The sequence below is a fragment of the Chelatococcus sp. GCM10030263 genome (assembly GCF_042666455.1).
Lineage (GTDB): Bacteria > Pseudomonadota > Alphaproteobacteria > Rhizobiales > Beijerinckiaceae > Chelatococcus.
Genome location: NZ_JBHTDB010000002.1, coordinates 275384 through 290230, shown reverse-complemented (window position 1 = coordinate 290230; position 14847 = coordinate 275384). Strand labels below are relative to the sequence as shown.

15 protein-coding genes are annotated in these 14847 nt (G+C 65.1%); 12 read left to right on the top strand and 3 right to left on the bottom strand.

Annotated features, from left to right (window positions below; genetic code table 11):
• Positions 1–8 precede the first annotated feature (8 nt).
• The 8 genes from ACFQU1_RS01310 to ACFQU1_RS01275 all read left to right on the top strand — a co-directional run bounded on the left by ACFQU1_RS01310 (position 9) and on the right by ACFQU1_RS01275 (position 6272).
• Positions 9–1295 carry a beta-ketoacyl-ACP synthase gene (locus tag ACFQU1_RS01310; protein ID WP_378128438.1) on the top strand — a complete coding sequence of 429 codons (1287 nt, stop codon included), beginning with the start codon at positions 9–11 and terminating at the stop codon, positions 1293–1295.
• 27 nt (positions 1296–1322) lie between these two features.
• On the top strand, positions 1323–2084 hold the full coding sequence (locus ACFQU1_RS01305) for an SDR family oxidoreductase (RefSeq protein WP_378128436.1): 762 nt from the start codon (positions 1323–1325) through the stop codon (positions 2082–2084).
• Positions 2085–2140: 56 nt separating this feature from the next.
• Positions 2141–2377, top strand: coding sequence for a CopG family ribbon-helix-helix protein (locus ACFQU1_RS01300; protein WP_378128434.1), 237 nt, complete (start codon positions 2141–2143; stop codon positions 2375–2377).
• On the top strand, positions 2374–2658 hold the full coding sequence (locus tag ACFQU1_RS01295) for a type II toxin-antitoxin system RelE/ParE family toxin (protein WP_378128432.1): 285 nt from the start codon (positions 2374–2376) through the stop codon (positions 2656–2658). The genes ACFQU1_RS01300 and ACFQU1_RS01295 overlap by 4 nt, the downstream gene beginning before the upstream one ends.
• Before the next feature lie 13 nt (positions 2659–2671).
• On the top strand, positions 2672–3694 hold the full coding sequence (locus tag ACFQU1_RS01290) for a zinc-binding dehydrogenase (protein WP_378128430.1): 1023 nt from the start codon (positions 2672–2674) through the stop codon (positions 3692–3694).
• 138 nt (positions 3695–3832) lie between these two features.
• A complete protein-coding gene (locus tag ACFQU1_RS01285; RefSeq protein ID WP_378128428.1) occupies positions 3833–4801 on the top strand; it encodes a lipid A biosynthesis lauroyl acyltransferase in 969 nt (322 codons plus the stop codon).
• Positions 4802–4850: 49 nt separating this feature from the next.
• Positions 4851–5579, top strand: a complete 729-nt coding sequence (locus ACFQU1_RS01280) for a DUF1223 domain-containing protein (protein WP_378128426.1) — start codon at positions 4851–4853, stop codon at positions 5577–5579.
• Between the two features lie 51 nt (positions 5580–5630).
• Positions 5631–6272, top strand: coding sequence for a LysE family translocator (locus ACFQU1_RS01275; protein WP_378128424.1), 642 nt, complete (start codon positions 5631–5633; stop codon positions 6270–6272).
• A gap of 9 nt (positions 6273–6281) precedes the next feature.
• On the opposite strand, the gene ACFQU1_RS01270 is transcribed toward ACFQU1_RS01275, so the two are convergent.
• The 3 genes from ACFQU1_RS01270 to ACFQU1_RS01260 form a co-directional block, all read right to left on the bottom strand.
• Entirely contained in the window at positions 6282–6593 is a 312-nt protein-coding gene (locus tag ACFQU1_RS01270; RefSeq protein ID WP_378128422.1) for a hypothetical protein, read from the bottom strand.
• 130 nt (positions 6594–6723) lie between these two features.
• Entirely contained in the window at positions 6724–7608 is an 885-nt protein-coding gene (locus ACFQU1_RS01265) for a DMT family transporter (protein ID WP_378128420.1), read from the bottom strand.
• 259 nt (positions 7609–7867) lie between these two features.
• On the bottom strand, positions 7868–8374 hold the full coding sequence (locus tag ACFQU1_RS01260; protein WP_378128418.1) for a ferritin-like domain-containing protein: 507 nt from the start codon (positions 8372–8374) through the stop codon (positions 7868–7870).
• 590 nt (positions 8375–8964) lie between these two features.
• Here ACFQU1_RS01260 and ACFQU1_RS01255 point away from each other — a divergent pair.
• The 4 genes from ACFQU1_RS01255 (at position 8965) to ACFQU1_RS01240 (ending at position 14778) form a co-directional block, all read left to right on the top strand.
• On the top strand, positions 8965–9621 hold the full coding sequence (locus ACFQU1_RS01255) for a DUF2092 domain-containing protein (protein WP_378128416.1): 657 nt from the start codon (positions 8965–8967) through the stop codon (positions 9619–9621).
• 130 nt (positions 9622–9751) lie between these two features.
• Positions 9752–10222, top strand: a complete 471-nt coding sequence (locus ACFQU1_RS01250) for a hypothetical protein (protein WP_378128414.1) — start codon at positions 9752–9754, stop codon at positions 10220–10222.
• Positions 10223–10389: 167 nt separating this feature from the next.
• Positions 10390–11577: an efflux RND transporter periplasmic adaptor subunit gene (locus tag ACFQU1_RS01245; RefSeq protein WP_378129705.1), complete on the top strand. Its 1188-nt coding sequence runs from the start codon at positions 10390–10392 to the stop codon at positions 11575–11577.
• Between the two features lie 18 nt (positions 11578–11595).
• Positions 11596–14778, top strand: a complete 3183-nt coding sequence (locus tag ACFQU1_RS01240; RefSeq protein WP_378128412.1) for an efflux RND transporter permease subunit — start codon at positions 11596–11598, stop codon at positions 14776–14778.
• Positions 14779–14847 lie beyond the last annotated feature (69 nt).

The window sequence follows — 14847 nt, the reverse complement described above, 5'->3', positions numbered from 1 at the left end:
GCCCGACGATGGCATCGGAACATCGCGACACATCGGGGCGGCCGATCGTCGCCGTCACCGGCATGGGGATGGTGACCTCGCTCGGTGCCGGCAAGGCCGACAATTGGGCGGCGCTGACCGCCGGCCGCTCCGGCATCCATACGATCACGCGCTTCCCGACGGAGGGGCTGCGGACGACGATCGCCGGCACGGTCGATTTCGTGCCGGTGGAGCCCTTCTGTGCGCCGCTGTTGTCGGAAAAGTTGGCGACGCTCGCCGCCGAGGAGGCTGTCGGCCAGGCGGGCATAGGCAGTGCCGGTGATTTCCCCGGACAGCTCTTCATTGCCGTGCCGCCGGTCGAGATGGAATGGCCGCAGCGCGAGGCGCTGGCGAAAGCCTCCGGCCAGACCGGCGACATCACCTATGACGATCTCCTGAAGGCGGCCGGTGCGGGTGATTTCGCACCCTGGCACGACCTCTTCCTGTTCGGCACGGTCGCCGACCGCATCAGCGAGCGGTTCGGCACCAAGGGCTCGCCGATTTCGCTCTCGACCGCCTGTTCCTCCGGCGCGACCGCCATCCAGCTCGGCGTCGAAGCCATCCGGCGCGGCGAGAGCGAGGCGGTGCTCGCCATCGGCACGGACGGCTCCGTGCATGCGGAGGCGCTGATCCGATTTTCGTTGCTCTCGGCGCTCTCGACCCAGAACACCCCGCCGGAGGAGGCTGCCAAGCCCTTCTCCAAGAACCGCGACGGCTTCGTCATGGGCGAGGGGGCGGCAGCACTCGTGCTGGAAAACTACGACCATGCGCTGGCGCGCGGCGCGCGCATCCTCGGGATCGTTGCCGGCTGTGGCGAGAAAGGTGACGGCTTCCACCGCACGCGCTCAAGCCCGAGCGGCGCGCCGATCGTCGCCGCCATCGCCGAGGCCATTGCCGATGCGGGGCTCACCCCGGACGACATCGGCTATATCAATGCTCACGGCACCAGCACGCCGGAAAACGACAAGATGGAGGCGCTCGGCGTCACGACCGTTCTCGGCGAGCGCATGGCCCATGTGCCGATCTCGTCCAATAAATCGATGATCGGCCATACGCTGACGGCCGCCGGCGCCATCGAAGCCGTGGTCTCGCTTCTGACCATCGCGCATGGCCGCTTGCCGCCGACGATCAACTACCGCGTGCCGGACCCCGCCATTCCGCTCGACGTCGTGCCGAATACGGCCCGCGACGCTACGGTGACATGCGTGCTGTCGAATTCCTTCGGTTTCGGCGGCCAGAACACCTGTCTCGTGTTCACGGCCGAGCCGGTGGCGTGACACCACGCCAGCCCAGGACGTTCGTTCATGACCGCTCAGCCGCAAGAAAAACGCATCCTCGTCACCGGCGGGGCGAGGGGTGTCGGCGCGGCCATCGTGCGCAACCTCGTCGCCCGGGGCTATGACATCGACTTCACCTATCGCAGCTCCGGCGATGCGGCTGCGATGCTCGCAGAGACGCTGGCCACCGAGCACGGCCGCGCGGTGCGGGCGCTTCCCCTCGATCTCGCCGACAAGGCGGCGATCGAAGCCTTCTGTGCGACGCACGAGGACACCACCTATTTCGGCCTCGTGCATAATGCCGGCCAGCCCTATGACGCCTTGACCGCGGTCATGATGCAGGACAAGGCGGAGGCGGCCATGCAGGTGAATTTCTGGTCGCTGACGCGGCTGGTGAAAAGCGTCATCCGGCCAATGATCCGTGCTCGCGCCGGCCGCATCGCCGTCATCGGCTCGGTGACGGCGCTCCAGGCCAATGCAGGCAATGCAGCCTATGCCGCCTCCAAGGGCGCGCTGCTCAGCTACCTTCGGACGCTCGCCGTCGAGAGCGCCAAGCGCGGCGTCACCGCCAATTACATCGCGCCCGGCTTCATCGACACGGACATGATGACGCCCTATGTGGCCTATCGCGCCACCATGGAAAAGCAGATCCCGGCCGGGCGTTTCGCAGCCCCCGAGGAGATCGCGAGCCTCGTCGCCTTTCTTATGAGCGAGCCCGCCGCCTATATTACCGGAGCAGTGATCCCGATCGACGGCGGCCTCACGGCCCAGCTCGGTGTGCACCGCTGATGCTCGTCAGGGCCTGCCGCTTCTGGTAGCCTCGACGGCGGAATTGGAGAACATCCATGACGGCTGCCTTCACCGTCAATCTCGACGAGGCGACGCTCGCGCGGCTGGAGGCGATCGCCAAGAGCCGGGCGCTGCCGCGTGACCGCGTCGTCCAGGAGGCGCTCGAGGCCTTTCTGGACATGGAGGAGGCGCGGATCGCGCGGATCAAGGAAGGCATCGCCCAGGCCGACCGCGGCGAATTCGCCACGGACGCCGAGGTGGAGCGAGTCTTCTCGAAATACCGCGGGGGATGAGGATCGTCTGGACAGCCCGGTCTCTCCAGGACATCGAGACGATCGCCGATTTCATCGCCGAGGATGATCCTGCTGCCGCCGACCGGCTGGTGCGAAGGATCGAGAACCAGATCTCTGGTCTGGCACATAATCCCGGGCTCGGATGCAGAGGACGCGTCGAGGGGACGCGTGAATTGGTTCTATCCAAAACCCCCTATCTCGCGGCATATCGGATCGGCGACGGCGCCGTGGAGATCCTTGCCATAGTTCACGGCGCTCAGCGCTGGCCCTCAAGCTTCTGAACGAGACATCTGTATGCGTGCCCTGCAGCTTTTCGGTGATCGCGACCTGAGACTGGTGGATGTGGAGCCGCCGCCGCCGCCCGGCCCCGGCGAGGTGCGCGTGCGCGTGCAGGCCGTCGGTCTCAACCATATTGACGTCTGGGGCTTTCGCGGCATGGCCTTTGCCAAGCGCAAGCTGCCGCTCGCGGTGGGTGCGGAGGCGGCCGGCGCCGTCGCGGCCATCGGCGAAGGCGTCACCCATGTCGACATCGGCGACCGCGTTGCCATGTATGGCGCGCTCACCTGCGGCCATTGCAAGGCCTGCCGCGAGGGCCGCGACAATCTCTGCGAGAGTGTCGGCGGCATCATGGGCTTCCATATCGACGGCTTCGCACGCGACTTCGTCACGATGCCGCAGCGCCTTCTCGTGAAAATTCCGGACAACGTGAGCTTCGAGCAGGCAGCCTGCGCGCCGATCGCCTTCGGCACCGTGCAGCACATGCTCTTCGACAATGCCAAGCTGGAGCCGGGCGAGACGGTGCTCGTCCATGCCGGCGGCTCCGGCATCGGCACGGCGGCGATCAAGATGGCGAAAGCCATCGGCGCCACGGTCATCACGACGGTCGGCGATGACCTGAAGGGCGAGAAGGCCAAGGCTCTCGGGGCCGATCACGTCATCAACTACCGCACCGAGCGTTTCGAGGGCGTCGTCCGCAAGCTGACCGGGCGCAAGGGTGTCGACGTCGTCTTCGAGCATGTCGGCGCCGAGACTTGGAACGGCTCGCTTCTCTCGCTGAAGCGTGGCGGACGTCTCGTGACCTGCGGCTCGACCTCGGGCGTCTCGGCGACCATGAATCTGATGCAGCTCTTCCAGCAACAATACCGGATCTTCGGCTCTTTCGGCTGCACGCTGCGCAATATCGCGGAATCGCTCGACAAGATGGCGGCGGGCATCACGCCCGTACTCGACGCGGTGCTCGACGTCGGCGATTTCCGCCAGGGGCTGGAGCGGCTCGAAAGCCGGCAGGTCTTCGGCAAGGTCATCGTCCGCCTTTAGGGACGGTTCGGGCCGCCGCACTTGACCCCGCGGCCACCTTCGCGGATGTAAACCCGACCGAAGTGAACGAGACGGAGCCGCGCGGGGCGGCCGGTGCCGGATGAATCCATCCGGGTGAGGCATTGGGGGCGGAACGGATTGGCAGTAAGGCGTCAGAGCTCGCTCGGCGGGATCGCTCGACGATTGGTCTCGTCCGTCGCGGAAGTGACGATGATCGCCCTCGTTCGGGGGGCCTTCGCCATCCTGCGAGCGCTGGGGCCCGACCGGTCGAGTGCGCTCGGCGGTGCCATCGCCCGGGCTATCGGACCGCTGATGCCGGCCCACCGCACCGCGCTGGCTAATCTCAAGGCCGCCTTTCCCGAGAAAACTGACGCCGAACGACGCGCCATCGCCCGCGCCGCCTGGGACAATCTCGGCCGCACCGGCGCCGAATATGCTCATCTTGGCACCCTCTTCGACTACGACCATTTCGATCCGAAGCCGGATGCACGCGTCGAGGTCGAGGGTATCGAGCATTTCATGGCCCTGCGCGACGACGACAAGCCGGGCATCATCTTCTCGGCCCATCTCGGCAATTGGGAACTGCCGGCCATCTGCGCGGCCCGCTATGGGCTGGCGGCAACCGCGGTCTTCCGCGCGCCGAATGATCCGGCCATCGCCCATGTGGTGCACGAGGTGAGAAGCCAGACCATGGGCGGGCTCGAGGCAGCCCGCCCGGGGGCGGCCTTCGCCATGGCGAGCGTGTTGGAAGAGGGTGGCCATCTCGGCATGCTCATCGACCAGCATTTCACGCGCGGCGTCACGGTTCCCTTCTTCGGCCGTCCGGCCCTCACCAATCCGGTTCTCGGCAAATTCGTGCGCCGGTTCGATTGCCCGGTGCATGGCGTGCGGGTGATCCGCCTCGACGGCGGCCGTTTCCGGATCGAGCTAACGCCGCCGCTTGATCTGCCGCGTGATACCGAAGGACTTGTCGAAGTGGAGGGCGCCATGGCAGCGATGACCGCTGTCGTCGAAAGCTGGGTCCGTGAATATCCTGAGCAATGGCTGTGGATGCACCGGCGTTGGCGTCCACCGATCGCGGCTCAACGAACGCTCAAGGCAACGTGAGTTCCCCGCCCAGGCGATTTGGGCTTCATTGACGGCGGAAGCGTCCTTCATGAAACATCGACTCGCACGGCTTTATCTCGCCGCCAGCCTCGCGGCGCTCTCGTTTCCTGCGATCGCGGGAAGCGCTCCCCGTGCGGTGGTCGAGCTGTTCACGAGCCAAGGCTGCTCCTCCTGCCCCCCCGCCGACGCATTGCTGCGCGAACTCGCCAAGGATACGAGCATCATCGCCGTCAGCTTGCCGGTGACCTATTGGGACTATCTCGGCTGGAAGGACACGCTCGCCGAAAAAGCTTTCAGCAAGCGCCAGCGCGGCTATGCCGAAACCCGCGGTGACGGCCAGATCTACACACCCCAGGTTGTGGTGAACGGCCTCCGGCACGCGGTCGGGTCCGACCGCCGCGGCATCGAAGCGGCGATCGACGAACCCTCGAAGGCGCTGAAGGTCCCCCTCAATCTCAAGACGACGCAGGCCGGGGTCACGATCGAGCTGCCAGGCGGTATGCAGGGCCTTGTCGGCGTGCTCTGGCTCATGCCGATCACCAAGAGCCGCAGCGTCGCCATAGGCCGCGGCGAAAATACCGGCCGCAACATCACCTATACGAATGTGGTGCGCAGCATCGTCAAGGTCGGCGAATGGTCGGGCGAGCCCATGAGCATCGACGTGCCCCATGATGTCGCCACGCCACCCGGCACGAACGGCTTCGTCGTCCTGCTCCAGACGATGCGCGACGGACGGCCCGACGTGATCCTCGGCGCCGCAAAGGGCGGCGGGCTCTGAGGCAACGGGCCTGCTTGCCCTCGGGCGTCCTTTCCCTATAGCTTTTTGGCCATGACCTTTCTGCCGTCCGCGACCGTCCTCGTCACTTATACGATCGCCTGCGTCGTATTGTTCGTGACGCCTGGACCGGACATGAGCCTGATGCTGGCCAAGACGCTCGCTGGAGGGCGGCGCGCCGGCTTTGCGGCGCTCGTCGGCACCACGGCCGGCTGCCTGGTCCAGACCACGCTGGCGGCGCTCGGGATTTCGGCCTTGCTGGCTGCTTCGGTGACGGCCTTCACCATCCTCAAGATCGTCGGCGCCATCTATCTCATTTGGCTCGCCATCTCGGCCGTGCGGCACGGCTCGGCACTGAGGGTCGACGGCAAGCCGACGGTGGCCGCGCCGTTCTGGCGGACGGCCCTGGTCGGACTGGGTATCAACCTGACCAATCCCAAGGTCGTGATCTTCTTCGTGACCTTCCTGCCGCTCTTCGTCGACGGCCACGACCCGCACGCCGCGTCGAAGCTTCTGTTTCTGGGGCTCTATTTCCTCGCCATCTCGACGCCGTTGTCGATCGCGCTGGTGCTCGCGGCCGAGGCCATCGTCGCCACGCTGAAGCGGCGACCGCGCGTCATGCGCGCGATCGACTATGGCTTTGCCGGCCTCTTCGGCACCTTCGCGCTCAAGATCCTGACGGTTCAGGCGCGGTAGGGCGCGCGCTCAGCGCGCTGCCGGATCGAGCGGCGGCGTGAGATAGACCTTCGGGAACGGGTTGCGGCCGGCGCCGATACGAGGCGGCAGCACCTCGTTGAAAGGCTGCGCCTGAAGAGTCGGAGCGGGCGAGCTGTAGACGCTGCCTGCCGTCACATATTGCGACATGGAGCCGACCGGCACCACGTTGCCCGGGTCGAGATAGCTGCGCGGCTGGACGACGATTACGCCCGGACGACGGCTTTGCGCCTCGGCCGCGGCGGAGAACAGAAGACCCGTCGCGAGTGTCACTGCTGTCAGAAAAACGGCCTCGGAGCGCATGGTTCGGTCCTGTTGGTCGAATCGGTGAGATCCTAATCTAAACGTGTGAATGCAATCCAAACACGTCCAGTGCATGCAAAAGGGCGATTCGATCACGTTATGGTTGACGGCAGAGGCTGCGCCGTCACAATCACGCCGGTTGTCCCCCCCGGCTCGTCGCGATCGCGATGCCGAGGGTCACCGCTGCAAGACCGGCGAGCAATGTCCAGCCGATGGGCTCGCCGAGAATCAGGGCCCCGAACAATCCGGCGATGACGGGATTGACGGTGATGGAAACGGCGACCCGCGTCGGCGTCGTATGCGCCAGCGCAAAAGACCACAGGAAAAACACCAGCGCCCCGCCGATCACCCCGAGATAGAGCACCGCGAGCGCTTCGGGGCCTGTGATCAGCGTGGACAGGCCGTCGAAGCCGTGGCGCGGCACGAGTACCAGTCCGAGGCTCACGACGCCGATCGCCATCCCGGCTGCAGCGAAGGACAGCGTGCCCGAGCGATCGATATAGGGTCGGGACCATACGCTGTAGAGCGCCATGCATAATGCACCGGCCACCATGAGCAGGTCGCCGCGCCAGGCGCCCTGCGGCGCTGCCGAGAGACTGCTGAGGAGTGCGAGCCCGACCCCGCCGGTGGCGATCAGCACGCCGATCGTCTTGCGCACGGTCAGCCGCTCGACGCCGAAGGCCGCCCCCGCCACCATCGTCAGGAGCGGGAGGGTCGCCAGCGCGAGCCCCGCCCGGCCGGCGGTGGTATAGACCAGCGACAGATTGAAGAGCACCGGAAAGAGGCCGAAGAACAGCAGGCCGAGGGCGATGGCGCCCGGCCAGTCTTTCGGGGCAGGCCAGCGTTCGCGCCTGATGATCACGGCCGGCAGGAGAATGGCGAAGCCTATGCCGAAACGCAGAAAACCCAGCATGAGGGGGCTGACCTCGGCCGCGGCATAGCGCGTGGCGACGATCGCGGTGCCGCCCAGGGCGCTCGAGAGGAGCGCGGCCAACACACCCGAGGCCTCACCCATGCCGGGTTTCCTGCGCGGGATGTGCCGGGCCGACAACGGTCCAAGGACCGCCGCTCGCAGCAGTGGCGTATGAAACGACAGAGAAGCTCATGGATCGCGTTCGGGGCAGGAGCAAATGTTCACGGTCGGAACGGACCGATCAATCGCCTCTCGCCGGGGTTCGCGTCCAGCAAAAAATACCCGCGTCCGCCGACGGGGTCCAGACAAGCTACGGCCGCCCGGAGGCGGCCGCTCGATAGATCGCGATTGCGGAAGGCGCTTATTCGGCTGCCTGCAGATTGACCTTGGTCAGAGCGAGCTCGGTCAGCTTCTTGTCCGTCGCCTTTTCCTCGTCCAGCGTCTTCTGCAAGAGATCGGCGCAGTCGTTGCGGCCGAGCTCCTTGGCCCAGGCCACGAGCGTGCCGTAGCGCGTCTGTTCATAATGTTCGACGGCCTGCGCGGCCGCGATCAGGGCCGCATCGAGCACCCGCGGATCCTCGACCTCGCCGGCGACCTCCTCGGCCTCCTCGATGATGCCGTCGATGGCTGGGCAGTCGACCCCCCTCGCTTCCGTGCCATGCATGCGGAAAACCTCATCGAGCCGGGCGACATGGTTTTCCGTTTCGTGCAGATGCGTCTCGAACGCTTTCTTCAGCGCCGGGTTGCTCGCCTTCTGCATCATGGTCGGCAGGGCTTTGACGATCTTGTTTTCAGCATAATAGATGTCTTGCAGCGTGTGAACGAAGAGATCGTCCATGCTCTTGATGTCTTTGGAAAACAAACCCATTGGTCGATCCTTTCCTGAGATCTTCGGTTCGGGATGATTGGCGGGTCTTTTCGCGGGAAAAGGCACGTGTTCGCGTGCGGCTATGAGAAAAACGTGCGAGACGCCCGCCTGTTCCGTCAAAAACACCGAAGGCCAAGCGAATCGAGGATGGCAGCAAAAAGCCCCTGTGGGCAGCCGCTCAGCCTCGAAAGGCAATCGCGCAACAACCTGTCCTCCTGCGGGAGCTGCCGAGGGCGGGGCGGGTACCCTCGAAATTAACGATGTTTAACGAAAGGCCCAAGGTTCACGCCTGAAACTTTCAAGGACATAAGCTGTGCCGTTGACAGGGCAACGGCGGCTGAAGAAAGGTGATCGCGACTCGCGGGTCCATGTTTCTTCGAGGGAAAGACCCCATGCCGTTAATGCTGATTAAAGCCGGTCGCGTGCGACTTCGGGCGATGCTCTTGGCCGCAGCGCCATTTGTGCTCGTTCCGATCTACTCCACAGCCGTCAGCGCGCAGGGGACTTCCCCGCAGGCGCCGGCAGCCCAGGCAGCGCCTGCGTCGCCAGCGCCGCAGGCCTCTGCCGAACAGGATGGGCAAAAGCCCATCATGGATCAGGCAGCTCTCGATGCCCTGAAGAAGGCCACCGCCAGGATCGCCGAGGCGAAATCCTTCTCGATCAAAGCCTTCGGATCGCGCGAGGTGCCCTCGACACAGGGCCAGATGCTCACCGTCTTCGATACCGTTGATGTCGAGATCAAGCGGCCCAACAAGCTGCACGCCGATATTCGCTCCGGCGACAATGATCTGGCGGTATTCTACGACGGCAAGACCGTCACCATCGCCGACGACGAGAAGAAGCTCTACGCCTCGGCGGCGGCGCCGGACACGTTGGACGCCTTCCTGAGCGAGGCGGCCGCCAAGCATGGACTCCAGCTGCCGATGGCGGACTTCCTCAGCAGCGACCCCTATGCGGTGCTGACCAAGGGGCTGACGAATGCCTATGAGGTCGGTCCGGCTCTGATCGACGGCACGGCCACCCGGCATCTCGCTTTCGCGGCGCAGGGCCTGGAATACCAGCTTTGGCTGGACGCCAAGACGAGCCTTCCGCGGCTGATGGCCGTTACCTATCTCGACGCGACCCGCGCGCCGCATTTCACGATCGTCTTCAAGGACTGGTCGTTCCGCAATGTGGCGGATTCTGCCTTCCGATTCACGCCGCCGAAGAACGCGGCCAAGATCGAATTCCTGCCCGCATCGCAATGAGCGGGTTCCGAGCATTCCTATCCGAGATCCTGACTGGGAGCGATGTCCGATGCGGTGCAACACGACTGATCGGCGCGTGAGGGAAAGCCGTCCTGCGACGGCTATGCGTTTGACCTCGAAAGCCTCGTCCATGTCGGCGAGCTTGGCCGCCGTCCTTCTCGGCGCGGCCGTTTCCGTGCTTGGTGCGGCACCGGCCTCGGCCTGGGTCGGCTGGCACGGCGGCGGCGTATGGCATGGTCCTGCCGGCGGCTGGCATGCCTGGCACGGTGGTGCGGCCTGGGGCCGGCCGGTGGTCCGGCCGGGCTGGGGCTGGGGTTGGGGCGGGCCGGCCCCGGGCGCGGCGGCCGCTGTCGGCGCCGCCGCCGGGCTCGCCGCGGGGGCCGCGATCGGCGCGGCGGCTGCAGCGCCGCCGCCCGTCTATTACGAACCCGCACCGATCACGGTCCTGCCGCCGGTCGGGGCGACTTTCGTGCGCCTGCCGGCAGGCTGCACCGAGGCAACCGTCGCCGGGGTGCGCTATTACCGCTGCGGCGCGGCCTTTTATCGTCCCTATTACTCCGGCGGCCGGGCCGTCTATCAGGTCGTCGCCAATCCGTTCTGATCCGGCATCAAGCGCCGGTGGTGCCGGCAGCCGGCGCTCATCGGTTCATCGCATGGACTTGCCGTCCGTCATAAAAGGTGAGACGGCTTCCTTGCAGACTATGTCCCACATCTGCGTGGCCTTTGGGGGGCTCTATGGACTCGATGCGGCTTGCCGCGGTGAAGCGTATCGGCATCCGGCCTCGCCGGGCCGCCTCTGTTCCGGTTGCGCTCACCGGCTGCGCTCTGTTGCTGACGCTCGCCGCCTGTAACGAGAGCAATACCTACGTCCCGCCGCCACCGTCGAAGGTGATGGTCGCGACACCGCTTCAGCAGCCGGTGCAGCGGTATCTCGAAGTCACCGGCAATACCGCCGCGATCAATTCCGTCCAGCTCGAGGCCCGCGTGCAGGGCTTTCTGGAGACGATCAACTACAAGGACGGCGCACTCGTGAAGAAGGGCGCGCTGCTCTTCGGCATTCAGCGCGACCAATACCAGGCTCAGCTCGATCTGCAGAAGGCGGAACTCGCGGCCGCCCAGGCCACCCAGGCCAATGCCCAGGTCGAATATCAACGCCAGACCCAGCTCGGCTCGCGCGATTTCGCCTCGCAGCGGGCCGTCGACGACGCCAAGACCAATCTCGACAAGGCGACCGCCCAGATCGCGGCCGATCAGGCCAATATCCAGCTCGCGACCATCACGCTGGGCTATACCCAGGTCACGGCGCCCTTCGACGGCATCGTCACGCGCCATCTCGTCGATATCGGCGCGCTCGTCGGCTATGCCGGCCCGACAAAGCTCGCGACCATCGTGCAGGTCGACCCGATCTACACCTATTTTACCGTCAGCGAGCAGCAGGTCTTGAACATCAAGGCCGAGCTCGCCCGGCAAGGCCGCACCATTGCCGAGGTTCACAACGTGCCGGTTGAGATCGGCCTGCAGACCGAACAGGGTTATTCCTACAAGGGCACCATCGACTACATCGCCCCGCAGGTCGATCCGAACACCGGGACGTTGGAGGTGCGCGGCATCTTCGACAACAAGAACCTCGCCCTGATCCCCGGCCTTTTCGTGCGCGTCAGGGTGCCGCTCGGCCCGCCTCAGCCCGCACTTCTCGTCGACGACATCGCCATCGGCGCAAATCAGCTCGGCAGCTATCTGCTCGTCGTCAACGCGGAAGACGTCGTCGAACAGCGCGTGGTCAAAACGGGCCAGCTGCAGGGCGGCTTGCGCGTCATCGAATCGGGCCTGCAGCCGGGAGACAAGGTCATCATTGACGGCCTGCAACGCGCCGTTCCGGGCAACAAGGTGGCCCCCGAGACAGTCGTCATGGGTGCGACGACCGCGGCGGCCGGGACCTCGCCCGCCAAACCCTGAGGCCAGAAAGGCGCTCCCATGATTTCGCGCTTCTTCATCGAGCGCCCTGTCCTCGCCAACGTGCTCGCGCTGGTGCTGGTGCTGGTCGGCGTGGTGGCCCTCTACAACCTGCCTGTCGCGCAATATCCCAACGTCACCCCGCCCACCGTACAGGTGACGACACGTTATCCCGGCGCGAGCGCCAAGACCGTCGTCGACACGATTGCCCTGCCCATCGAGCAGCAGGTCAACGGCGTCGACAACATGATCTATATGCAGTCGACGAGCGCCAGCGACGGCTCCTATACCCTCACCGTCACCTTCGCCATCGGCACCGACCCCGATTTCGCCCAGGTGCTCGTACAGAACCGGGTGGCCATCGCCATGTCGTCCCTGCCGCAGGCGGTGCAGGTGCAGGGCGTCACGACCCAGAAGAAATCCACCTCCATCCTGCAATTCGTGACGCTGTCCTCGCCGGACGGGCGGTATGACAGCCTGTTCCTCGCCAATTACGGCGTCATCAATCTGCAGAACGAACTCGCGCGGCTGAACGGCGTCGGCAACGTCAATGTGTTCGGCGCCGGCGAATATGCCATGCGCGTCTGGATGGACCCGAACCAGATGCAGGCGCGTGGGCTGACGCCGCAGGACGTCATCAGCGCCATCCAGCAGCAGAGCCAGGAAGTTACCGCCGGCGTGGTCGGCATGCCACCGGCTCCGGCGAGCCAGAACTTCCAATATACAATCAATATCAATGGCCGGCTGAACGACGTCCCCGATTATGAGAACATCATCGTCAAGGTCGACAATGCCAATGGCGGGCAGATCACCCGCGTCCGCGACATCGGCCGCGTCGAGCTCGGCGCCCAGACCTATAGCCAGACCTTCACGCTGAACGGCAAGCCCGCTGCCGGTATCGGCATCTTCCAGCTGCCGGAAGCGAATGCCATCACGGTGGCGGAAGAAGTGCGCGACCGGATGGAGACGCTCTCGAAGAGCTTCCCGCCCGGCCTCATCTATACCATTCCCTTCGACACGACGACGTTCGTGAACGCCTCGATCAACGAGGTCTATGTCACGCTAATCGAGGCCGGTGTCCTCGTGCTCATCGTCATCCTGCTCTTCCTGCAGGACTGGCGCGCCATGCTTGTGCCGGCGACGACCGTGCCCGTGACCATCATCGGCGCTTTCGCGGCCATGCAGGCGCTCGGCTTCACGGTCAATCTCTCGACGCTTTTTGCGCTCGTGCTCGCCATCGGCATCGTCGTCGACGACGCCATCGTCATCGTCGAGGGCGTCTCACGCCACATCGAAGGGGGCATGCCCGGCCAGCAGGCTGCCGAAAAGGCCATGGACGAGTTGTTCGGGCCGATCATCGGCATCACCCTCGTCCTGATGTCGGTGTTCATTCCGGCGGCCTTCCTGCCCGGCCTCACCGGGCAGCTCTTCCAGCAATTCGCTCTCGTCATCGCCGCGACCGCTCTCATCAGCGCCGTCAACGCCATGACGCTGAAGCCGACGCAATGCGCGCTCTGGCTGCGCCGGCCGGTGCCGCCGGAACAGCGCAACTTCTTCTACCGCGGGTTCAACAAGGTCTACGACGCTTGCGAGCGCGGCTATGCGCGTCTCATCAGCCGCATGGTCCATATGAGCTATGCGATGGTCGCGGTGGCCCTCGTCCTCATCGGCGTCGCCGGATGGGCGCTCACCCGCATTCCGACCGCCTTTCTGCCGACCGAGGACCAGGGCTATGTGCTGATCGGCGCACAATTGCCGGACGGCGCTTCGCAGGAACGCACGAATCAGGTCTTGGCGCAGGTGTCGCAGATCGCCCAGGACACGCCGGGGGTCGAGAACGTCATCGGCATCAGCGGCATCTCCGTGCTCGACAACAACGCCACCCTGCCCAATGCCGCCGTTGCCTATGTCGTGCTCAAGGATTGGGATGTCCGCTACAGCCGCAGCGTCAAGGGCGAGGACCTGCTCAGCATCTACCAGCATCTGAATGCGGCGCTGACCGCAGTCGAAGGCGCGTCGACCTTCGTGCTCGTGCCGCCGCCGATCCAGGGCATCGGCAATGCGAGCGGCTTCACGATGCAGACCCAGCTGAAGGACGGCAGCTTCAATTACCAGATGCTCGAAGCCATCACGCGCAAGATCGTGGATGAAGGGTCGACGCAGTCGGCGCTGCAGCATCTCACCACGTCGTTCCGCTCCGGTGTGCCGCAGTTCGAAGTGATCGTCGATCGCGTCAAGGCGGAGACGCTCGGCGTTACCGTCGGGCAGGTGTTCTCGTCGCTCTCCGGCTATATCGGCTCCAGCTACGTCACCCAGTTCAACAAATTCGGCATGACCTTCCAGGTCTATGCGCAGGCTGATTCGCGTTACCGCCTGCGTCCCGAGGACCTCGCCAATCTCAAGGTCAAGGCAGGCAACGGCACGATGGTGCCGCTCGGGACGATCGTCACCATCAAGCCGATGGTCGGACCCTCGCTGATCAGCCTCTATAATCTCTATCCCAGTGCCACCATCGTCGGCACCTCGGCCCCCGGTTTCTCGTCCGGCCAGGCGCTCGACATCATGGGTCAGGTCGCCCAGAGCACGCTGCCGCCGGGCACCGGCTATGAATGGACCGCCATGTCCTATCAGGAGAAGGCGGTCGGCAGTCAGATCTATTTCGTTTTCGGTCTGGCCATCCTGCTCGTCTATTTCGTCCTCGCCGGCCAATACGAGAGCTGGATCCAGCCCCTGTCGGTGCTGCTCGCCGTGCCGCTCGCGCTGCTCGGGACGGTCGGCGCGCTCGCCGGGCTCGGCATCGCCAATAATCTTTATACGCAGATCGGCTTGATCCTCCTCATTGCGCTCGCCAGCAAGAACGCCATCCTGATCGTCGAATATGCGCGCGAGAAACGTGCCGAGGGCATGGAGATCATGGACGCGGCGGTAGAGGCGGCGCGCCTCAGGTTCCGTCCCATCCTCATGACCTCCTTCGCTTTCATCCTCGGCGTGGTGCCGCTCGTGCTCGCCACCGGCGCCGGCGCCTCTGCGCGCAAGTCGATCGGCATCGCCGTCTTTTCCGGCATGCTGGCCTCGACCTGCCTTGCGGTGCTCTTCGTGCCGTCCTTCTTCACGGTGCTGCAGCGATTCGAGGAATGGCGCATCCGCCGTTCCGGTAAAAAGCTGCCGCATGAGAAGCTGCGGGCCGAGGAGAAGCCGGCTTAGCGGGTCTCGCAAGCGAGATACGCGACCGATATCCACATCTTAAATGCGCGGCCGCTGCGAATCGAAGGT